The organism is Levilactobacillus lanxiensis (assembly GCF_016861655.1).
Lineage (GTDB): Bacteria > Bacillota > Bacilli > Lactobacillales > Lactobacillaceae > Levilactobacillus > Levilactobacillus lanxiensis.
In genome coordinates this window covers 167,340-189,095 of the sequence record NZ_BOLN01000001.1, presented here as the reverse complement: position 1 = coordinate 189,095, position 21,756 = coordinate 167,340, and the positions used below count along the sequence as shown (strand labels likewise).

Annotated in this window: 17 protein-coding genes and 1 pseudogene; 14 read left to right on the top strand and 4 right to left on the bottom strand. The window is 48.3% G+C overall.

What is annotated here, in order from left to right; translation table 11 throughout:
- Positions 1 to 91 precede the first annotated feature (91 nt).
- From JUF22_RS00780 to JUF22_RS00725, 12 genes are all read left to right on the top strand, one after another.
- Positions 92 to 484, top strand: coding sequence for a tautomerase family protein (locus JUF22_RS00780; protein WP_203642435.1), 393 nt, complete (start codon positions 92 to 94; stop codon positions 482 to 484).
- 40 nt (positions 485 to 524) lie between these two features.
- Positions 525 to 1,232, top strand: coding sequence for an SDR family oxidoreductase (locus JUF22_RS00775; protein ID WP_373306097.1), 708 nt, complete (start codon positions 525 to 527; stop codon positions 1,230 to 1,232).
- A 525-nt stretch (positions 1,233 to 1,757) separates the two neighbouring features.
- Positions 1,758 to 3,287, top strand: coding sequence for a hypothetical protein (locus JUF22_RS00770; RefSeq protein WP_203642431.1), 1,530 nt, complete (start codon positions 1,758 to 1,760; stop codon positions 3,285 to 3,287).
- A gap of 592 nt (positions 3,288 to 3,879) precedes the next feature.
- Positions 3,880 to 4,653 carry a WxL domain-containing protein gene (locus JUF22_RS00765; RefSeq protein WP_203642430.1) on the top strand — a complete coding sequence of 258 codons (774 nt, stop codon included), beginning with the start codon at positions 3,880 to 3,882 and terminating at the stop codon, positions 4,651 to 4,653.
- Between the two features lie 133 nt (positions 4,654 to 4,786).
- Positions 4,787 to 5,851, top strand: a complete 1,065-nt coding sequence (locus tag JUF22_RS00760; protein ID WP_203642429.1) for a WxLIP family cell surface protein — start codon at positions 4,787 to 4,789, stop codon at positions 5,849 to 5,851.
- A 30-nt stretch (positions 5,852 to 5,881) separates the two neighbouring features.
- A complete protein-coding gene (locus JUF22_RS00755; RefSeq protein WP_203642428.1) occupies positions 5,882 to 6,340 on the top strand; it encodes a hypothetical protein in 459 nt (152 codons plus the stop codon).
- A 6-nt stretch (positions 6,341 to 6,346) separates the two neighbouring features.
- On the top strand, positions 6,347 to 8,191 hold the full coding sequence (locus tag JUF22_RS00750; RefSeq protein WP_203642427.1) for a hypothetical protein: 1,845 nt from the start codon (positions 6,347 to 6,349) through the stop codon (positions 8,189 to 8,191).
- A gap of 429 nt (positions 8,192 to 8,620) precedes the next feature.
- Positions 8,621 to 10,156, top strand: a complete 1,536-nt coding sequence (locus JUF22_RS00745; protein WP_203642426.1) for a DUF5776 domain-containing protein — start codon at positions 8,621 to 8,623, stop codon at positions 10,154 to 10,156.
- A 638-nt stretch (positions 10,157 to 10,794) separates the two neighbouring features.
- Positions 10,795 to 11,550, top strand: a complete 756-nt coding sequence (locus JUF22_RS00740; RefSeq protein ID WP_203642425.1) for a WxL domain-containing protein — start codon at positions 10,795 to 10,797, stop codon at positions 11,548 to 11,550.
- 125 nt (positions 11,551 to 11,675) lie between these two features.
- On the top strand, positions 11,676 to 12,734 hold the full coding sequence (locus JUF22_RS00735; RefSeq protein ID WP_203642423.1) for a WxLIP family cell surface protein: 1,059 nt from the start codon (positions 11,676 to 11,678) through the stop codon (positions 12,732 to 12,734).
- A 31-nt stretch (positions 12,735 to 12,765) separates the two neighbouring features.
- Complete coding sequence (locus JUF22_RS00730; protein WP_203642421.1) at positions 12,766 to 13,203, top strand: LPXTG cell wall anchor domain-containing protein; 438 nt, start codon at positions 12,766 to 12,768, stop codon at positions 13,201 to 13,203.
- 6 nt (positions 13,204 to 13,209) lie between these two features.
- A complete protein-coding gene (locus JUF22_RS00725; protein ID WP_203642419.1) occupies positions 13,210 to 14,871 on the top strand; it encodes a hypothetical protein in 1,662 nt (553 codons plus the stop codon).
- A 131-nt stretch (positions 14,872 to 15,002) separates the two neighbouring features.
- Here JUF22_RS00725 and JUF22_RS00720 read toward each other — a convergent pair whose 3' ends face one another.
- Both JUF22_RS00720 and JUF22_RS00715 read right to left on the bottom strand, forming a co-directional pair.
- Positions 15,003 to 15,152, bottom strand: coding sequence for a hypothetical protein (locus JUF22_RS00720; protein ID WP_203642417.1), 150 nt, complete (start codon positions 15,150 to 15,152; stop codon positions 15,003 to 15,005).
- Positions 15,153 to 15,226: 74 nt separating this feature from the next.
- Positions 15,227 to 15,463: pseudogene (locus tag JUF22_RS00715) on the bottom strand (hypothetical protein); the annotation flags it as partial.
- Between the two features lie 98 nt (positions 15,464 to 15,561).
- Between JUF22_RS00715 and JUF22_RS00710 the strand changes: the two are divergent.
- Both JUF22_RS00710 and JUF22_RS00705 read left to right on the top strand, forming a co-directional pair.
- The gene (locus JUF22_RS00710; RefSeq protein WP_203642413.1) at positions 15,562 to 16,212 is read left to right on the top strand and encodes a Crp/Fnr family transcriptional regulator; all 651 of its coding nucleotides are present in this window, start codon (positions 15,562 to 15,564) and stop codon (positions 16,210 to 16,212) included.
- Between the two features lie 165 nt (positions 16,213 to 16,377).
- Positions 16,378 to 17,547 (top strand): DUF5776 domain-containing protein, encoded by a 1,170-nt coding sequence (locus JUF22_RS00705; protein WP_203642411.1) that lies wholly within the window; start codon positions 16,378 to 16,380, stop codon positions 17,545 to 17,547.
- Positions 17,548 to 17,602: 55 nt separating this feature from the next.
- On the opposite strand, the gene JUF22_RS00700 is transcribed toward JUF22_RS00705, so the two are convergent.
- Positions 17,603 to 19,603, bottom strand: a complete 2,001-nt coding sequence (locus JUF22_RS00700) for a DUF5776 domain-containing protein (protein ID WP_203642409.1) — start codon at positions 19,601 to 19,603, stop codon at positions 17,603 to 17,605.
- A gap of 206 nt (positions 19,604 to 19,809) precedes the next feature.
- Entirely contained in the window at positions 19,810 to 21,546 is a 1,737-nt protein-coding gene (locus tag JUF22_RS00695) for a DUF5776 domain-containing protein (protein WP_203642407.1), read from the bottom strand.
- Between the last annotated feature and the right edge of the window lie 210 nt (positions 21,547 to 21,756).

Sequence of the window (21,756 nt, the reverse complement as noted above, 5' to 3'; positions counted from 1 at the left end):
GATGTGATGGCGCGAGTCGTGCAAACCAGTTACCGAAGCCACCCGTGGTAAGATTCAGGGTGGAAATGAAATCAGAAAAGGAGTTTTTACGATGCCATTAATACGGATTGATATGTTTAGAGGCCGCAGCAAAGCCGAAATCAAAAAGATTCTGGATATTTCCTATCAGGTTGCGACGGAAGAACTACACTTGTTGCCCCGTGACCGGTACCAAATCGTGACCCAGCACGACCCGGAAGAAATGATCATTCAAGACGTTGGCTTGGGCTTTGAGCGGACGAATCAGTTTCTGATGTTCAGCCTGACCTCCAGCCCCCGCGCCGAGGACGATAAGCAACGCTTCTACGCGCGGCTGGTAAAGGAACTCGCGGCTGGTACGGGTGTCGCCCCCGCTGATGTGATGATCAATATCGTGGGGAATACGCGGGCCGACTGGAGCTTTGGCAACGGTGAGGCGCAGTTTATGAACGGAAAACTGAAGTAACTTAGCGTGGCACTTAATTAAATAAATGAGGCGAATGGGTTTGACACAAGCAAAGACGATTATTATTACGGGCGCAACTAGTGGCATCGGTCAAGCAACGGCGCTGCTAGCTGCGAGTCATGGGCATCGCGTCGTGTTGGCCGCGCGTAAGGAAGCGGACCTGCAAGCCACCGCGGCGGTCATTCACCAAGCGGGTGGCCAGGCGATTTTCAAGGCGACCGATGTCAGTAACCGGGCTGAGGTTCAGGCGTTGATTGATTTTGCCTTGGCTGAATATGGCCGGATTGATGTTTTAGACCTAAATGCTGGCGTGATGAGTTTCGCGCCAATGAATGAGGGCCGGGTCGATGAGTGGGAAAAAATGATCGACATCAACGTGAAGGGTGTCTTGTACGGCCTGGCTGCGGCGATTCCGGTCATGGAGAAGCAGCAGGGTGGCCAGATCATTGCGACCGATTCGACAGCTGGGCATCAGGTCGGGCAAAATAATACGGTTTACGCCAGCACCAAATTTAGCGTGCGGGCCATCATGGATGGCGTTCGTGCGGAGGAAGCTGACGCACACATCAGGACCATGATGGTTTCCCCAGCATTTGTGAAGACGGGGTTCTTTGCGGACCAGCGCAACGCTAACCTGGAATCGGTCCCGAAGTTGCGGCCTGAGGATATTGCGGCTTCGGTGGTCTTTGCCATTGAGCAACCAGCGAACGTGGATATTAATGAAATTGTTTTGCGACCGACTTTATAAGTGAATATGTGTGTTAGGTAGACCGTTCATCTCACTAGGTAGTTGTGAAATGAGCGGTCTATTTTACATGGTTAGGACATCCATAGTGGTGAAACCAGTCAGAATTTCAGCAGGCAATAATCCATCCGTGCGCAGATGGGAAGTAGGATTGTGGGTCAAACCCGTGTCAGCTGCAGGGCTGGTGAAAATGAGCTGACCGGGTCGATGTGAGTGACCAGAGGCGGGCCAAAGTGACCAGCTGTGTCGATGGCCTTAGCTGAGTGATTTTCTCAGCTTAGCCCATGGGACAACCTTTGTGACCGCCTTTCAGGCACAAAGTTGAGGTGGAAGCCTGTTTCTCAGGCTGGAACCGACCCCACAGCAGGGCGCTTTGAGCCCGCCGGCGGGAACGGCCAGCACCACTGCGTTTCGGCTCAGTTTTTACCATCCCGGAGGCGAAAAGAAAAAATAAACATATGTTCCCTATTTTGCGGCGAGTTATGGTAGACTAAAAGAACGCGAATTTGAGACGAAAGGACGTTACGCATGGCAACCACCATTTTGACGCCGGCCGAGAACCGGTTCCTACAACTGAGTCAGCGTGCACTGGCGTTGCCGGGATTGACCCGACTAATGCCACTGCTGCGCGACCACCCCACGATTAAGGACAGCAGTGATTTTCTCCCCCGCTCGGCGCGAGAAGCCTTGTTGGAGCAGCGAGTCGACTGGTTAGTTCAGAGCAGCGAGGCGTGGAAATTATTGGCGGACTCGCCGTACGTGATCAATCCCAGCAATAACCGGCTGGATTGGCGGCATTGTGCGCTCTGTCACAAGCCGGTGCGCTACGAATACCACGTGGTGTTGCGCAAGGACGGCCATAAGATCATTGTTGGCTCCGAGTGCGTGAAGAAGTTCATGAGTGATGAAATGCAGTACCTGATGACCATCACCACCGAGGATAACATCCATGCGGTCGCCCAATACGACGATTTGACCGCCCACTACCCCCAGGTGCCAGAAATTTTGTGGGACCCTGAAGCCTTGCCTAACTTGCCTCAAACCCACCAACGGCGCCAGCACTGGGTCCGGCATGGGACCAAGGATACGGTGACGGGGTATTTGAAACGCCCCCAAACGACCTTGCCGGAAACCCAGTTAAAACCATACCTGACGGAGTATGACGTCCTGACGGGGATTGACCAGGAAGCGGCTACGGCTGCGCAACAGGCGGCCCAGCGTCGGGCTGAACGGGAGAAACAGTTGGCCGAGGAAGAGGCGCAGGCGGCCTGGCAACACGCCGAGAACCAAGAAAGTACGGCGGTTCAGGAGTTGCGGGCGTCGGCACCGTATCGGAGCTACTTACAGCGGGTGGCCAATCTGATTACCCAGCACTTACCGTTGGCTGCGTTTAAGGAAAACCTCGCGGCCCTTACCATGCCGGCTAGCCTGAAGAAGCTAGTCAACTCCTATCAACTAGGGGTGATGGCCACGGAATTTGCCAGGACCGGCCAGATTCAGGCGGCGCGGCTCCAAATCGTGCCACGGTACCTGGTGGCGGATTTGAACCGGGCCAGTCGCCAGCGTGCCCACCAGCGCCAACGTGATTGGTGGGATGACTTGTTTAACGCGGCGATTGGCTTTGACCTGACGCCAACGGAACGGACGGCTAGCTTGGTCAAGCTCCAACAATCCTGGGAGGGTCAACAGGTGCCAGTGAGTGTTTACCGAGACTGTGAAAGCTTGCGGGCCCGGTTAACGGCGGGGGATGCGTTGCCAGCCACTTGGCCGGCGGAATTGCGGCAGGCCTTCACGCAGCGGATGGCGGTTCAACCGGCAAATGACTGGGTGCCAGCCAAGAAAAATCACGTGACGACCACCCAACTACGGGGGCTGGTTCGCGAGAATACTGAATTTGCTCAGATCAAACAGGCTTATCATCGCCTGTATGCCTTGCCAGCCGAGGCTGAAGCGGCCACGTTGTCGGCGCTCCAGCAGGTTGCCCTGCGGCGGGCTGATGAGCGCGAAAAACGCGAAAGTGTTACACAATCGTTGGTCCGGAAATTACTAGAGGACTAGCTTGAAAGCCAGTGCTGACGGGAGATGCCGTTGAGCTGGCTTTTTTGTTTACCCGTAAATGTTTGTGAAAAATGCGGAAAATAAAGATTTTTTGACTGTAACCACCCTAATGATAGTTTATAGGGTTCTTTCTATGGGAATATAGTATGAATGATTGTTCGCCATTGATTGGCACACTATTCACGGCATACCGGCGCTTATCGTGATTATAACGAATAGTCTCGTTGATTGGATAATTGTGGGACTTTGTTGTCTAGTAAAGTGCTTATTAGACATTATATGAAACATTTAGAATGGCTACAACAGCCGAACTGCCGGCGTTTCAACGTTTTTAAGTTAACTTTAAAAAAGTTGAATATATTTTAACAGAAAAGGTTTACACACACGCTGTTTTGACATATACTGACGTTGTTACATAGTTAGTTGATTGTAACGCGATTTGAAACGATTTTTGTCTCAAATTGTTAGTCATCGTGGGTGTATCCGTTACTTGGGAACGTAAGCCCATTAAGGATTAATGCAACAACTAGCATATGGTGCTTAATTATGTGGGAACCATGCAGATAACAAATACAAGAGGGGTGTATTCTTCATGAAGAAATCAATTAGTAGTATTTTATTAGCCAGCGCTTTGTTGTTAGGTGCCGTGGCACCAATTACGGCCAATGCGGCTACCGGGGACACTGGTCAGATGACTGGTAAGACGGTAGGTTCAATTTCATTTAACAAGCCAAAAGCCACGACCGACCCAGTTGACCCAACTGACCCAACCAAGCCAGATCCAGGTGACAAGGGTGGGGTTGACACCACTAATCCTGCCGGTGACTTGGCTTTGCTCTACGTTTCTAAGGGCATTGACTTCGGATCACATGATGTTTCAACGAATACCCAAGATGCCACTGCTGAAAAGGTTGATAATAGCCGGACCTCTGGGACTGGGACTGCTATTGCAGACAACACCAACCTGTTGACTGAAGTTACGGATACTCGTGGGACAAACGCCGGTTGGTCAATCAGCTTGAGTGCTGACCCAATGACGGTTGGCGGCAAGGCTGATGCCACTACTGACAAGTCCAACACGTTGACCGGTGCCTTACTTAATTTGAACAGCAAGACTGCTGCCACTGTTAAGAGCTCTTCCGATACTGAAAGCGGAATTACCCAAAGTGCTGTTAGTGGCATGACCACTGATGGGACCTCGACACAACCTATTTACGGCGCCAAGGCGGGTAGTGGGATGTTGACCACGACCTTCCAAATGGATCCAGGTGACGTCCAATTAACTTCGATCCCAGCTAACACCAAGAGTGGTGTGACCTACTCTGGTGACATCAACTGGACGCTGAGTGATACCCCAGCTAAATAAGTTTCTTATATGGTAGAGGGTGTTCATTGGTTTATGGATGAGCACCTTTTTACCTTACATAACACGGTTATAACCAACACATAGCAATAATCATCATAGATAAAAACTAACTAGGGTAGTCAGGGGTGTAGAGATGCAAGAGTTTAAGAAGATTCAATTTCTCGTTTTAGCAGTTTTTAGTTTGATTTTAGGTGGCTTGGGACTCACAACGGTGGCCAATGCGGCTGGGGAAAACGAAGTCGGGTATAGCGTGAAGGCATCGATTCCCAAGAATCAGATCAACAAGAAAAACTCGTTCTTTGATTTGAAAATGGTTTCAAACCAAACGGAATATCTGAAGGTCCGCGTCTACAACGTAACCAATCAAGATATTCAGGTAAAGACCGCGATTCATACGGCCTGGACCAGCAGTGCCGGTGCCATCGAATACGTGAAGCCAGCCAGTTCATTTGACCCCTCACTGCGTTACAAGATGAGTGATATCAGTAAGATTCAAGGCAAGTCTACACTGACGATTCCGGCCGGTAGCTCTAAGGTTGTCACGGCGAAGGTCCAGATGCCAAAGACGTCCTTCAAAGGGGTTATCTTGGGTGGCTGGTATTTCAAACGAGTCGACAGCAAGGTCACCGGTGACGTCAAGGGTGCCAGCAACCTGCGGAACAGCTATTCCTACGTGGTTGGGATGAAATACACGATGGGCAATACGACGCCTAATCCCGATATGAAATTGGGCAAGGTCGCCGCTGGATTGGGTGACTATCACCGTGGGGTGTTCGCAGACTTGCGGAACCTAACAGCCGTGATTATTCCTAATTTAAACATGAAGACGACGATTACCGACCGTGATGGCGGCAAAGTTATCAAACAAGCAACTAAGAAAAACGTTCAGATGGCCCCAAACACGACCTTCCGTTACCCAATGTACTTTGGGAAGGAAGAATTGAAGGCAGGTCATTATCACCTGCACATGGTCGTCAAGAACACGGACCGGACCTGGGTCTTTGACCGTAACTTTACGATTACGGCGGCTCAAGCGGCCAAGTTTAACCGTGGATCGGTTGAAAGCTCCGGCATCAGTTTGTGGTTAGTGCTGGCCTTAGGGGCTCTGGGTATGCTGATTCTGATTCTCTTGATTTTACTGATCATTTACCTGATTCGGCGGAACAAGAAGAAGCAAGAAGAACAAGCCGAAGACTAACGAGTCTACCTGGAAAGGAGGGCGTTGATCATGAAGAAACTCATCATGCAACTAGTGTTGGTGCTCACGCTGGCCTTGGGTCTAGGCATGGGGACATCAGCGCTCGCTGACAACGTGGTTAGTCGGGGTGAAACGCAGGTGGGTATTACCTTTACGGGCAATCCCGCAACTCGGATTTCCGATGATAAGATTCCCAATGGCAAAACGCCAACGAAGACTTCTGGTGCGGCGACCACAGCGACCCATGGGCATGACTTGCGGCGGAATGGTAGTGGGAGTGATACCACTGATAATGCTAATCCCAACAAGAAAGAGACTGGTGTCACGGCGTTGAAGGCCGCAGCGGCTGATGTTTTAGCTGGACGATTGCCGCAGACGAGTGAAGTCCAATCTTTACTAGCTGATTTAGTGGGTATTCTACTATTGATTGTGTTGATTTTAGTGGCAATTATTTACCATCAAGCACGCCAGCTACGGGAGAAGGAGTGAGTCAAAATGAAGTTTCGTAAATTCATCATGCAACTTGGCTTACTGCTGGCCGTAGTGTTGGGGCTTTGTTTGGTTGGGAATTGTTCAGCCAATGCTGCAACAATGCCAGCGGGTGCTAACCCGGTAAATACCGCTAGTGCCTACTATTCGGCGAGGTCAGATAAAGGTGCGATGTACATGGGACAGATAGAGCCGACATGGTCGGTTCCAACAAGACCAAAGTTGGGGGTCGTTGCGGCCAACGGACTATCAAGCACAAATAGAATTACAATGAGCACGACTAAAATTTATCTACAGGTGTCTGGAAGTTTTGGAATGGCTAGTGGTGCGACCAGCAAGATTAAGAGCATCAAGCCAGAGGTTATGCGATCTAATATGGATCCCAATGCACCAGCTGGAGATGCCAAACCTTTTGCTGTGGGAACTGATTTGATTAGTGGATCTGCTGTTCCTAGTGTGACGACGTCGGGTGATTATTATGAGATTGATGTCAATTTGTCAAAGCTTTATACTTTGCTCCCCTTATCTCTGGGATTTGCCATTACCTATACCAACTCAACGAAAACGGATTATTTGGTTTATGCCAGAATCACTGAAGATGATGCGCTTGAAACTACCTGGAAAGGGACCGACTGGCTGTTTGATCCTAAGATGTATATCAATTCGACAGTTAAAGCAACAGGTGCAGGGAATGTTAAGAACATCATGGCGTCGGACAAGAAAGTTACAGGAGTCGGGTATCCGGGGCTAAAGATTGCTGCGACCTTGACCAAGGGTACCGAAGATACGGACTATTCTGGCGATAACGTTAGTGCAGATGGAACATTTGAAATTGATTTTCCAGATTATATTGGAAATTTAGTCAACATGCCTGATACGGGAACAACTACGCTTGGGGTAACTGAATATAATGACATGGGTGATCACGCAACTGCTGGAGCGACAATTAATCCGGCGCTGAAGATCACGCCACCTACGAATAGCCTAGACATCAATCCAGATACCTTGGAGGATTTGCAAGGGATGTCTTCTGATAGTCAGGTATTAAACTGGATTGCTAAACAGGCGGGGGTCACCGTTTCCTATCTGGGAACGCCATATGATTTAAGCAAGGTGACGCTGAAGTCTGATCAGACCGATATTGCAACGCAGCTTGCTGAACTAGCCAACGATGGTAGTCTAACCGTTAAAATTGGGGCGACAAATTCAGATGGTGTTGGGACGACAAGTACGGCTGATATTACCCTTAAACGGAATGCGGGTGAGCTTTACCTAAGTCATGTTGATAACGAGATGAACTTTGGTGCAATCAGTGTGCCATCTAAGGAAACACTGATTGCACCAAAAACACTGCCACAAATACTGGTGCATGATACACAAGCCTCAGGTACGCAGTGGACGGTGTTGGCCCAGGCAACGGATTTAACTTCTACTGATGGGAATCAACGGAAGCTAGATGGTCACATGGTCTACGTTGACGCTGACGGCAACCGTGAATCAATGGCTTCTGCTGTGGCAGTCTCTGCAGGTGCCCGTGACCGTTCAGTTACTCAGGACGTGAACGCGACGGACGGTTGGTCGACAACGACACAAACGCTGAACCAACCGGCTACGGGAATGTACCTGGATGCGATGCCGACAATCTTTTCGGGTAGTAATACGACAACGTACCAAGGCACAATCTATTGGGAGCTGACAAATGCGCCCGGTTCTGTTGCTGGCACGGATATTAGTGCAGACTATGCTAAGGAACATGACAGTGAGAATGCTGAATCCGGTGGCAGTAATGCTATTAGTAGTCCAGCTAGCGATAGTTCAAGCAGTTTACCCGTTAACACTGCTCTTAAATAAACCGAACTAGCATAATCCACAAAAATTTTGGGCTTGATTTGGGTTTGGAGCCGAGAAAAGCCATGATGACCTGGTAATTAAACGAGCAAAGCAAAAGCCACTAGAGCTTCTTACCATATCGATAAGGGCTCAAGTGGTTTTTGATTTGTCGCAGAGGACAAGCAAGGTGAAATCAAGTGCGAAATTTTAAGCTTTTTGGCTAGGCGAGGGTAGGCCGAAAGTACGGTTAATTAAAGACAAAACATTTAAAACGTTGAGTATATAATAGGAAATTCAAGTCAATCAATTGAATTGAATTTTGAAAACATCATAATAACGGACTTGCTGATGATACAGTATTGTAAGCGGAAACATTCACACGTAGTCGATTAACTTTTTGTAGCCAAACTAGTCACCTAAGCGTTACACTATAGATAAGAGGTGAGTGTGATGACTAGAAAAGTAATAAAAAAAATTCTGTTTAGCGTCGGGCTTCTCCTAGTGGTGTGTAGTTTCGGTTTCTTTAAGGGTCCTGGGACAGTTGTAGCCCAGGCAGACTCAAATTCAAGATATATATACGATATGTATTTTGAATCAGAGAATGACAGTACGAACAGGGTTTGGGTTGATGGTCGCTCTGGTGGTGATAGTACCAATATTAACCCTGAATCATTCCAGGACAGTGATGTTAATGGCGTAACTTATAATGATTTCTATAAAAAGCTATTTTCAGAACAATTCAATTCTTCGTACACAATGTACGATATTGTCAATACTTATTTTGATTATTCAAATAATGTTATCAATCAAGATACGGCTCTTTCTAAGCTCTCTAAAATGTTTAAAGATCCTGACATGGCTCCTGATGCAGACACGTTCCAGTTCAATGTAGAGCAATATATTTCAATGTTCCCAAAGGCATCTGTTGATATGGAGAAGACGCGTGAAGAAGCTGCAAAACCGATTGTGCCAGAACCTGCTGCGGATCCTAGTACAGCGGGATATGATTATAGGATACCGGATTTTAATATCTATATTGTTAATAATGATTATCAAATGACAATTAAATACGTCTTACCAGATGGCACAGCGGCACATGCCGATGATGTAGTGACTGGTTATGCCGGAAAGACGCCAATCATGATTACCAGTCCCTCCGTGGACGAGTACGTTCCTGACCAGAAGGAAGTTAAGATTAATTTCGCTAAGGAAGGGAAATACGTTACGACCGTGCATTACGTTAAGCCGGGCAGTCAGACAGGGACGACGAACGCGTCTGATCAATCTAGTTTAATAGCAAATGATACTGCAACTGTTAAGGTGGGACAATCTGTTGATGCGGCTACTTTTGATGCAAAGGCAACTGACAGTTCGGGAAATTCTATTCCGGTTACGGTAGATACTAGTACAGCCAATCTTCAGAAACCAGGGACTTATTCAGTCGTTCTCAAAGCAGCAAATGGGAAAACAAAGACGGTTTCATTAATCGTAACGGCAGGTGCAATGTCCGATATCGATGCCCCTAAGCAGTCGGTTATTTATGGGCTGAAGACATTGTACCTGTATCAAACGCCAACGTTTAATAAGAGTCAGCGGCTTGTGAAGTATTCTAAAACGACCAGAACCAATCGGCCAATGTTTGTCGTAACGGGCTACGATTACTCTAAGTCAGGTTTACTCCGTTATAAAGTTAAAGATGTAAATCATACCAGCAAAACTGCTGGTATGACGGGATACGTGACAGCCCGGAAAGGCTTTGTCGGATCAGCTTATTATCAAAAATCGGTTAAGCAGATTAAGGTTTTAAGCAAGAAGGGTGTTAATTTATACCAGAATGTCAATTTAACTAAGCGGACGAAACATGTGAAGCAGGGCAAGGTATTGAACATTGTTGGTTTAAAGCAGCATAACTTAACAACACGGTTTGTCTTGAGTAATGGTCAATATTTGACTGCTAATAAGAAAAGTGTGATAGCAATTAAATAGATTGTTAATTGTGCGTCCAAAGTGGTGGTCCTTGTGGCCATCATTTTTTATTGGAATTTTTACGTTATTAAGTGATGAGTGCCGAGTAATGAACCACTTATAACCGATGAAAAATTCAGAAATAGGTTAACTTTAGCGTGGGTTAGTAAAGAAATATCCATGAAAAATTTTTCAAATAATCCAACCTTTAGCTACAATATAAGTGAAAACAATCAACTGACAAAAAGTCAGTTGAAGCTTACTCCGATAGATGATTGAGGCCCTGTTACAATGATGAAAGCGTTATCCAAATGGGGATAAATGGATAGTTAATATAAACCGTAGATAGCTGATACTGTCATTTCTTTAATGACTATAAATGCCTAAACAGCGGTAATCATAGCTTCTTTATCACCTGATTAAATTAATTTAACATATTTGACCAAAAATGGTTTACAAGCCAATCTTTTGGTCATATAATAGCTTTGTTACATAGTTAGTGAAGCGTAACATCCTTCTAGGGGGAGTTACTTTTCCACAACTGGTCTTAATGATTGAGGTGCTCATGCGTTACCAAAATCATGACGACCCATAAGATGTGTTGTCTGTCACAGTGTTTTGGGAATCCATAAAAGATAAATCTAAGGGGTGCTTTATTTATGAAGAAGACATTAAGTACAATCGTATTAGCAAGTGCATTGTTGTTGGGGACGGTTGCGCCAGTTGCTGCTAATGCGGCTACAGTTGACGGAACTTCTGGGACTACGAAGACGACCGCAGCATTCACGGCACCAAAGCCTGTTACGACGCCAGTCGATCCTGACAATCCAGATACACCATCTACTGGTGATAATGGTGGTAACGGTGCGACTACTGGTGATGGAAACTTGACTTTCCTGTATGTGACTGACGCTCTGGACTTCGGTTCAGCCGAATCAGTTAGCAACAACACACAATCATTGGACTTGAGTTCATTGAGCACCGGTTCATTTACGGATGCGAAAGTTGCCAACACAAACTTCGTGACTGAAATTTCTGATACTCGTGGGACTAATGCTGGCTGGGCAGTATCATTATCAAGTACGCCAATGACCAACGCACAAGATAAAGATGCGAATACGAATACTTTGAAGGGTGCTACCGTTGATTTTAATGGTGGCGGCGATGTTACGAAAATTTCAAACAAAGCCAGCACGACTGGAATCACTGCTAACACAGTAAGTGTGCCTACTGAAAGTGCTACTGCTAAGACTATCTACCAAGCCTCCGCTGATAACGGTGCTGGCCAAACTGCTTTCCAACTGGATCCTTCAAACATCAAGTTGGCTAACGTTGGTCCTAACACTAAGACTGGTACCTACAATGGGACTTTGAACTGGACTTTAAGTGATACCCCAGCAATCCCAGCTGAATAACAATTATCTAATTGCGATTGAAGGTGTCCATTGTTTAAAGATGAGCACCTTTTTCGCCTACATATGTAGTATCATGAAATTGATATGACAAGAGTGTCTAACTAGGGTAAGGCAGAGGTGTAAGTATGTCAGAATTTAAGAAGATTCAACTCATGGTACTCGCAGTTTTGAGCCTCGTGACTGGTGGGCTCGTTCCGGCTACCGCTCATGCGGCAACGGCCAGTAATGATATTGGCTACAGTGTTTCGGCCCAGTTGCCGAAGAATCAGATTGATAAACAAAATTCGTTCTTTGAATTGAGAATGAAGTCTGGGCAAACACAAACGCTGCGGACTAAGATTTATAATGTGACCAACCAAGAAATTAAGGTGAAGTCGGCTATTCATACGGCTTGGACCAATTCTGGTGGTGCGATTGATTACACGAATGTTACGAAAAATTATGATCCTTCTCTGAAATATAAAATGGCTGATTTGACTAAGGTGCAAGGACAAAAGACAGTCACGATTCCTGCTAAGGGAAGTAAGACTGTTTCGGCCAAAGTGAACATGCCCGAAACTAATTTCAATGGTATTATTCTGGGCGGTTGGTACTTTGAACGTGTAAATACCAAGGTTACGGGTAATGTTAAAGGCAGTAACAACGTTCACAACAAATACTCTTATGTCGTTGGTATGGAATACGTCATGGGTAAGGTCCCCAGTGGTGATTTGAAGTTAGGTAAAGTGGCGGCTGGTGTTAGCAACTACCACCGAGGCGTTATCGCAAATCTGCGAAACCCAACGGCGACCATGGTTCCTAATCTCAAGATGAATACGACCATTACCAATCGTGATGGCGGTAAGGTTGTTAAGAATCTCAAACAGGAAAACGTGCAAATGGCGCCCAACTCAGGATTTAGCTATCCGATGCTTTATGGGAAGACGCCTTTAGCAGCCGGCAGCTATCACCTGCATATGGTTGTGAAGAACACGAATCGGACTTGGGTGTTTGACCGGGACTTCACGATTACTAAGGCTCAAGCCAGCAAGTACAATGGCGATTCCGTGGATAATCCTGGCATTAACATTTGGTTGTTGATTGGACTAGGTGCCTTAGCCATGTTGATTTTAATTCTACTAATCTTGCTAATTATCTACCTGATTCGTCGCCGTCGTCGGGATGATGAAGACACTGAAGAATAAGACCGTTCAGCCTGAAAGGAGGGCGTTGGTCATGAAAAAGCTAATCATGTGGGCCATTCTGACTTTGACGTTAATCGTTGGGGTTGGCATTGGCACACCGGCGCTCGCCAAGACAGTGATTGGGACTGGTGGGAGCACGCAGACAAAGGTCTATATTGTTGGTAATCCACAGCAAGGTCGTTTGGCCGCGTTAGTTGACAATATTCCGAATGGGACGAAACCAACAACCGGGTCTGATGGTGATCAAGTCGCGGGTACCCAGAATGGTAATAAGAAAAACGGATCGCCAGCCGCTGCCGTGGCAACAGTGGTTAAGTCCGGTTCAGCTGATTTGATTGCTGGCCGGTTACCACAGACCAGTGAATCGCGGATGTTTTTAACCAGTATTTTCGGGTTGTTATTGTTAATCGTCCTGATCTTATCGGTGACAGTTTATCGGCAAGCACGCCTATTACGGGAGAGGGAGTGAGCTAAGATGAAGTTGAAGAAAATTTTACTACAGCTTGGCTTGCTGCTGGCTTTTGTTGGTGTGGGGATTGGTATTCAATCTGTTCACGTGATGGCAATGCCTAGTCTTCCAAGTGGGGCAACGCTTTTATCTGATAGTAAGGGCGTTGAAATGAATCCAAATGGGACAGCAAGTATTGCACCTGGCTCTGAGGTTGGGGACATGACGTCCTCTTATCCATCATGGGACACTGGACAAAATGTTGCGGCTAACTTCACAAGCGATGGACGAGTGACTAATAAAACTACGAAGATTTATATTTACTTTACTGAAGGTTCACTTAAGTTAAAAAATCCTAATTATGGATCTTACACAAAGGTTTATGCAGATGTTTCGGCTAATGTAAATGGTAAGCTAGTTTCACTTGTCACGAATCAGCAACCCTGGACACTTAATAGTAAAGCTACTGTGGCAACCCCGCCTGCGAATAAATGGATTGAAATGGATGTTGACTTTACACACTTAGGTGTCAATCCTCAAAAAAAAATTTACATTGGCTTTTCGGATGAGTATACGGAACCTTACATTATGCCTGCTGGTGCTGCGAGATATGCAACTGCTTCTTTAGTAAGTGATGATGCAACGTTTGCAGGGATGGCAGGCGTCACAATTGATGGTGGCGGAAGTGTGGCAGCTAGTGCGCATGAAGTGACTGGGAAAGCTCAACCAAACATAGATGTCTTTCTTTCAGGCGTTGATGGTGACGATGGTACGTATCATACAACTGCGGATTCAAGTGGTAATTATACAATATCTTTGGGTGATAGCACGTTAGACTCTCTACATGCCAAAAGCCCAATTAAGGTTACTGAATATAATGAGTATGGTGATGTTAAGTCTGCTACTGCGAATGTGGTTAATACAGTTCCCTTAACAATCACACCGGCGACATCAAGCCTAACCATCAGTCCGGATGACTGGGACGCAAATATCAAAGGTAAAAGTTCTTCAGATATTGCTACTTGGCTAGCAAAGCAGTCGAATTTAGTGGTGACAAAGCAAAATTCGTCTACAGCTTTAACCGCTAGTGGTGATGGACTAGCTTTTGATACTGCAAATGACCTATCGACGTTAGCCGGTGGTGCTACACAAGCTGTTCAAATTAATGCTAGCGACAGTGCTGGTGACAAATCAACTGATCCAGCAACAATCAATGTTACTCGTGGATTAGGAAATATGCAGTTCACGACTATCTCTCAGTTAGTATTTGGTAACGGTGTAAACTTAGCTGTTCCTTCAACGCAAACCTTATATGCGCCCGGAAAATACAACGTCGACGTTTCGGATTCACGAGCAACCGGTTCACCTTGGTACCTGACGGCGCAGGCTTCGACTTTAACCGATGGTGATGGTGGACACACGTTTAGTGGTCACGTGGTTTACGCAGATGGTAATGGGACTGTCACGCCGTTAGATGATGGTAATGCTGTGCAAGTGGCTTCCGGTAATCGTTCCACTAGCACGTATGATTTAGCTAGTGATTGGAACCAGAAGGGTGATTCTTATACTGGAAGTTCCGTACCGGCTGGCGTTTACTTGCAGGCTAATCCCAACGTTTATGCTGGGTCAGGTACTGAATACACTGGGTCGATGACTTGGACCCTGTCTGATGCGCCTAAAGGCAATTGAATATGATGCCTAATAATAACCTCTTCGACCAACCATTCATGGTTGGCTGAAGGGGTTATTTTATTGAAAAAATGCAGTCAAACGAAAAAATCACCCCAGTCCAACCGGACCAGAGTGATCACTATAATCCATTACCGCCGTACCAGCCGCAGTCCCGCACCAACCAGCATCCCCCCCGCCATGCCCCACATTGCCAGCATGTCCAAGTGAAACGCCACCAGCAACAGGATCACCGCGTAGTAGCCGGTCGCCACGATGGCATCAGTTTTCTTACCAGCCATCACAGCTCCACAATCTTACCCACCGCAATCGGCAGGGTAACGTGAGTGGAGTAATGCCCGACCGCACCGGCAACCGTGTCTGGCAGGACGACATCGTGGTTCACGTCCTGGGCACTGGTGGCGATGTCAGCGGCCTTGCCATCCGGGAAACCGTGGAAATGTTCCCAGTGCTGCAGGTTGGCTGGGGTGTCAAACATTTCAATATTAATGGTCAGCGTGTCCCCGTTGATGGTGAATAGCGCCGTCCCGTGGGCCGCGGTCCCGATGACCTGTTCGTTGAGTGGCACGATGGTTGCTTGATAGATTTTCATATGAAATGACCTCCTCGAAGTGATGAATTTAGTATATAATGGTTTCAAGAAATAAAAATTGATAAATATCAAGAAAATGTGAAAAGGAGCGAAAAAAGATGACTCATTCGCCAGTTAAATGTGTGCGGAGTACCCCCATTTTCAAAGGGCTGGATGACGCCGCCATTGCGGAGCTTGCCAAGATTTCCGTACACCAGCAGCTATTCAAGAAGGGCACGGTGCTCTACGACCCGACCAGTCAGCTGGACCGGATGATGATCGTCGATTCCGGGCGGGTCAAGGTGTATCAGCTTAACGAAAACGGCAAGGAGAAGGTGCTGTACATGCTGCGGGCCGGGACCATCGACAGTGAGGCCGCGCTGTTTGCCAAGCGCCAGCACTTCAACTACGCCGAGGCCGTGGAGGATACGCGAATCTGTTCGATTGGCCGTGCGGACTTCCAGGACCTCCTGCGCCGGGAGCCAGATGTGGCGTTTAACTTCCTAAATATCCTGGGTGACCGCTTGACCGAGCTGGAGTCGGTGAGCGCGCTAACGGGCAATCTGACGGCGAAGAACCGGGTGTTGGCCTACCTCCAGCAGATTGGGCAGGCACAGCAGGCCTCCGAGTTCGATTTACCCGTGAAGAAAAAAGAGCTCGCCAGTTTTCTGGGCATCACGCCAGAAACGTTGAGTCGCCAGCTGGGGCAGTTGGTGGCGGACGGCCTGTTGGAGATTGTCGGGAAGCGTGTGACTTTGTTGGCAGAGTGAAGATGACTGGGGGACCATGTTGGCTGAGCGTATATGTTCGGCTGGCGTGGTCCTTTTGCGTTATACTGGGGATGATTGTTCTAAGGGTGTAAAGTCATTGGTGATAATTATTTTTATAAAACGTCGTGACTTGACCTAATCAATTTGGCATAGGAAGTGGGAGTCGTGAAGACTGGAATTAAGGGAATTCTGGTTAGTGTTTTAGTGGGAGTCGCTTTGTTGATGGTAGTGGGGAAACCAGTTGTCGTACTGGGCGAAGCCGTCACTGGGGAGGACCCATCGGATCAGCCCCAAGAAACGACATCCGGCAGTCAGGTGGTCGTTGAGGATGCGACTGGCGGGTACGTCACGACGCCAGTGATTGAGATGGGAAATACGACATACGTGACTCATCTTTATAACGATGAAGATGAACTGATTGCGGGACGCGCCTTAGCGCAGGGAACAGATTGGTTCGTGAATTCAGAAAAACTGAATCTCATGGATGGTTCCCAAAGCTGGCGAGTTAGTGCGCATGATTGGGTTAGAGATAGTGATGTTAAATTCCATTTTTCTATGGATCCTAATCAGGTTGTACCCGATATGCAGAAGTTAACCATTAATTTTGTGGATACCGCTGGGAATGTTTTACGGGCGCCAGAGAACGTGACGGTGGCCTTCGATTTTACTTCTGAGCTGAAAAAGGCAGTCTTGCCTATTACTGGTTACGATTTAGCGCGAACGGATGCCACCAAGCCTGGCGAATTCACCTACATTTACCAGAAGAAGGCGCCAGCGGAAAACGGTGGTGGAACGGCGGTTACCACGCCACCAACGACAGTCACACCCACACCATCGATCTCGGAGCCGACTGATCCGGTCAAGGTTGTGCCCAAAGGTCAGGCTGTATCGGCGTTTAAGAGGATTGGCCTTTATCGCACGGTCAACTTTAATCGGCAAACCCGCCTGCACTGGTATGCCAAACGCCCACGGAATCAGTGGCCACAGTTTGTGGTAACGGGGTACCGGCGGAACACTGCTGGTGTCATGCGGTATCGGGTTCGCGATGTGAATCACCAGTCCAAGACGGACGGTCTGACGGGTTACGTGACGGCAAGCGATAATGATGTAACGAGTACCTATTTCCGCGTTACCCCGCGGCACGTTCGGGTGCTGAATCCGTTGGGAATCAACGCGTATCGCCAGGCTGATCTGAGTGGTCGGCGTCTTCAGCATTTCAAACGGGGAACGGTACTGAAGGTAAAAGCCATTCGGCATTATCATTTGACGACGCGGTTGGTCTTAACCGGCGGGCGTTACATGACGGCAAATAAGACGTTAGTTGTTAAAAAATAAATTGTATGCAAAAACGAGATGATTGGTCTGAAGCGACCGGTCATCTCGTTTTTAGTTAATTGATTGTTTTGGTGTAGTGGCGGTTGGCCGTCACATACCCATGCGCCACGCGATAACGTTTAGTCCCATGAGCACTGAAGTCCCAGCCTTTAACGGTGAGGGTAGTGTCTTTGCGGTAATGTTTTTGCCGATGCTGAAAGTTCACATCGCGGTACCGGTTGATAGCGGTCTTAGCTTTGAGCTTCTTTGGCATAGCTACTCGTCCATTCTGCACCAGCTTCTTGTTGGCGGTGATGTAGTGGCCATTGGTGAGCACGTATCGGGTGGTCAGGTTGTGTTTGACCAGCTTCTTCACCCGCAGTGTCTGACCCTGACGGTAGTGCGTCGCCTTACCCGTCAGCGATTTGCTCCGGTAGGCATTCACGCCATTAGGATTGATCACCGTCACCCGCTTAGCCGCCTGTCGGTAGTAGGTCGGCGTCACAAATTTGCGATTGACCGTGATGTAACCGGTCTTGCCCGCCGTTTTCGAGTGGTGGTTGACGTCCTTGACCAGGTACCGCGGCGTGCCGTGGACCGAGCGCGCGTGGCCGGTGACTTTGAACATCGGCCGGTAGACGCGGGGCTGGCGGCGGTAGTAGTGTTGGCGGGTGGTCCGTTTGAAAGCCGTATCCGTGTACAGCCCAATCTTTCGGGTGGCCGTGACCACCGTTCCCTCAGGCACCCCACCGTCGCCATCGCCGCCCGAGCTGAGGGATGGGCGACTGGAACTCGTACTGCCGCCGCTATTGGACCCACCACTGGAACTACTGGACGTCGAGGTGTCGGGCCAGGTCAGGGGAATGGTGTAATCCTGCGTGAAGCCGCGGAACGTTTCGCTGTAGAAGTAACGAAAGGCCGCGCGGACCTGAATGAACGGCGTGCCAGAGGGGATGTTGGTGATCTGCGGGTCGGCGCGAAAACTGTCGGTGGCCGAGTAACCATCAGCTGCCAGACTGCTGAGACGGCTGGCTTGTTCTGCCGGGGACAGCCACTGCCGGTAAGCTAAGGGGGTGGTGTTTTGATAGTCGAGCACGCCAAAATTAGCTAAGCCGCTCACTGTTTTCGTCCCTTCATCAATCGTCAGCTTGGGTTCCGGCTGGGTCATGGGGATGTCGCGGTATTGCAGGACGGGCTGGCCCATTTCCTGAGCCGTCAGCGCATTTGGCACAAACGAATCCGTCGTTAGTGCGTGGAGGCCGTCCGCGTTCAGCTCCGGGTGAACGCGAAACACAGCCATTTGGAATCTAGGATCGTCAAAAGGCTCCGCCGGTGTGTGGTGGTAAAGCCGTAGCGGTAATAGGTCATTGGCTTTTAGTGTGATTTGGTTGTGAACAACGCGTTGTGCCGGGAGTGGGTTCAAGTGGCGGGATTGCCCCCAAGCCACCAGCGTTCGGATGACCCGACCACCGGGGCGCGTGCTGTCGGCGAGGTCGGCTACGGGAGTCAGGTCGTTGATTTGATTTTCGCTCAGGTTGAGTCTGTGAACGGGTAGGGTGTCATCGTCTGAAGGCAGTGTTTTCAAATAGTCAACGAGCACGCTGAGATCCGCGTCCGTCAGCTGGTTGCGATAGAGTAAAAACGAGCCATCGGCCTCAGCTGGCAACTGGTTGAGGGCCGCAATCACCTGACGAAAGCCGGCACCGGCAAGATGTGTTTGGTTAGAAATTCGCAGGGACCGCGGGTAGGCGACGAGGTGGCGGAGGTCCTGATAGTCACGGATGCGGGGATCACTGAGGATTAGGGGTGTGGCGCCGCCAAAGGCTTGGGTCGCGTTCACGGGGGAGTCGGCCGTGACCTCGTAGCCGTATCGTTGGAGGGTGTGGACGATATCTGCCTGGAGGTAGGTGTCATGGCTGAAGGCCTCCCGAATGGTCAGGGTGTCAGCCGCGGGAATCTCACGGGTCTGCGTCGCACTGGAGGTCGATCGGGCGTGAATGGGTGGCAGCACGACTGTGGCGGTGCCGAGCAAACAGCCAGTAAGAATTAAGAGGAGGGGACGGAAGGAATTTGGCATGGGAAACGCCGCCTTTCTGGATAGTAGTGTAAGCGCTTTATTCAGAAATATCATATCATGGCGACCAGCGCTATCGATACCGTTAGGGCTCCAGTGAGACCGATTTTCGTTTTACCCTAGTGGATGGTTAAAAGATAAATTGATTAATCTGGATAACTAATCGCCAAAAAAGCCAGCTCACAGTGTGTGGGCTGACTTGGTCGGCACTATTTGACTTGCATAACCAGGCGCTTATTAGCCGAAACATACCGGCCATTGGGCAACTGGTACCGCGTAGTCAGGTTGTGGGTGACGAGCTTTTTCACGCGGATGACTTGGTGCTTGCGGTAGTGGACTTTCTTGCCGGTGAGAGCTTGAGTCTTATAGCTGTTGAGACCGCGAAGTACCTTGATCTTCTTAGCCTTTGTCTGGTAGTAGGCGTGGCTGACAAAACTGTCCTTGGCTGTGATGTAGCCGGTTTGACCATGTGTTTTGGCGTTCGGGGTCACGTCCTTGACCTTGTAGCGGAGCACACCGTTCTTGGAGCGAGCGTAACCAGTGACCTTGAACATCGGCCGGTTGGTCCGAGTTGCTTTGTTGTACCAGTGGCTGCGGGCCTTATTGGTGAAGGTTGGGGAGGTGTAGAGACCAATTTTCTTGGTGGCGTAGACGATTTTGTTTTCTGGCTTGGCCTTGTCGGCAGCTGGGGTGTCGACTGTTGTAGATTCATTGGATTTGTCGGACTCGACACTGGTGGCAGTATTACTTGTCGTAGGTGATTTCAACGGGATGGTGTAATTCTGAACATAGGTGGTCCACTTCATGTTGGAGTCGGAAATAAGTCTTGCAATCTTAAGGGTGAGTTGACGGCTGCCTGCTGGAATATTATTGATTGTGAGGTGAGTCGTATCGGCTGGCAAAGTATATTCCTGTATATCGCCATCAGTCAGCATGCCCTGTAGTGATGATTGACTTAACATTGCTGTGTAGGTATCTGGACTTAAGGCAATAGTGTACATATCTGAAAAGTCTGTTTTAGGAGGATCTAGGTACAGATAAAAATTGATTGCGGGGTTGTTTATATCGTTTAGATAGGGGACTGACTCAGGAGAAAGTCTGTCTTGATCATCAAAATTATCAGTCTTATCAAAGTAGTCTTTATTAGACGTGAGCGATGCGCGAACTAGAGTGTATGCACTATCATAAAAATCATTGGATGTCAGTTCTGGAAGATTTGTGAAGGGAATCTTAATGCTGGTGCCAGTTAAGTCCTGTGCAGGTAGGGTAGTCGTGGATTCGGGATCTTGCATGGGTGCGTTTAACCCGCTGATGACTTGACTGGCGTCTGAATTTTTGAAATCTGACCAGGAAGTAAAATTACTAATTTTGTTATGGCTTAGGTCAAGCAAGAAAATGAAATGACTCGTTTGGGTGGGGGCCTGCTTCTTTGCAAGACTTAGAAGTAGCTCTAGGTCCGCGCTAGTTAGGTCGTCATTGGGAAGTTCCAAGTTGCCAATACCATTTTGATGATTACGATCAGTCATGAAGGCCTGAGCGATGGAGGAGAGGTTTTTTGACAACTGTGGCTGGTTGGCTAGGTGCAGAGAGCGAGCAAGGCCGACCACTTTAATAAGGGGCGCATAGTCTGTCATTGGTTCGGTGATGATGACACGGGGAACGCATTTTTGTACATCCTCCAAGGTACTGGTTCTGTCGATTTGACCCGTATATGGGTACGGATATTCCGCTTTAAGTAGAGCTTCTCGGACGATAGCTTCATTTGGATCTGTTAGGTAGTTGGGAAAGGCTTGGTCAATAGTCTGGTTCAAATCAAGGCTAGTGGCGGCATCGGTCGGGGGTGTGGCGGCATGTGCCGAGGCAGGGCTAACCAATACCAGGCTGGTTAACAGGACGATAGTGCTAAGTATACTGAAGCAAAGCGTTCTAAACAGTTTTCCTTTCATTGGAATTCACTCCTTATCATGTGCAGTTAACTACAAGCTAAGCATACCAGGTAAGTGTGAGGGATAGTGAGACTAGTGAATGGATTGTGGACATGAAAAATCACCCACCAAAATGATGCGTGGTAAGTGATTATGAAAGCTTGATGTCATAAGGACTTGTTGATGTTCAGACAAAGCAAATTAGGCAACTCGGTTAGTTAGGTGAAATGA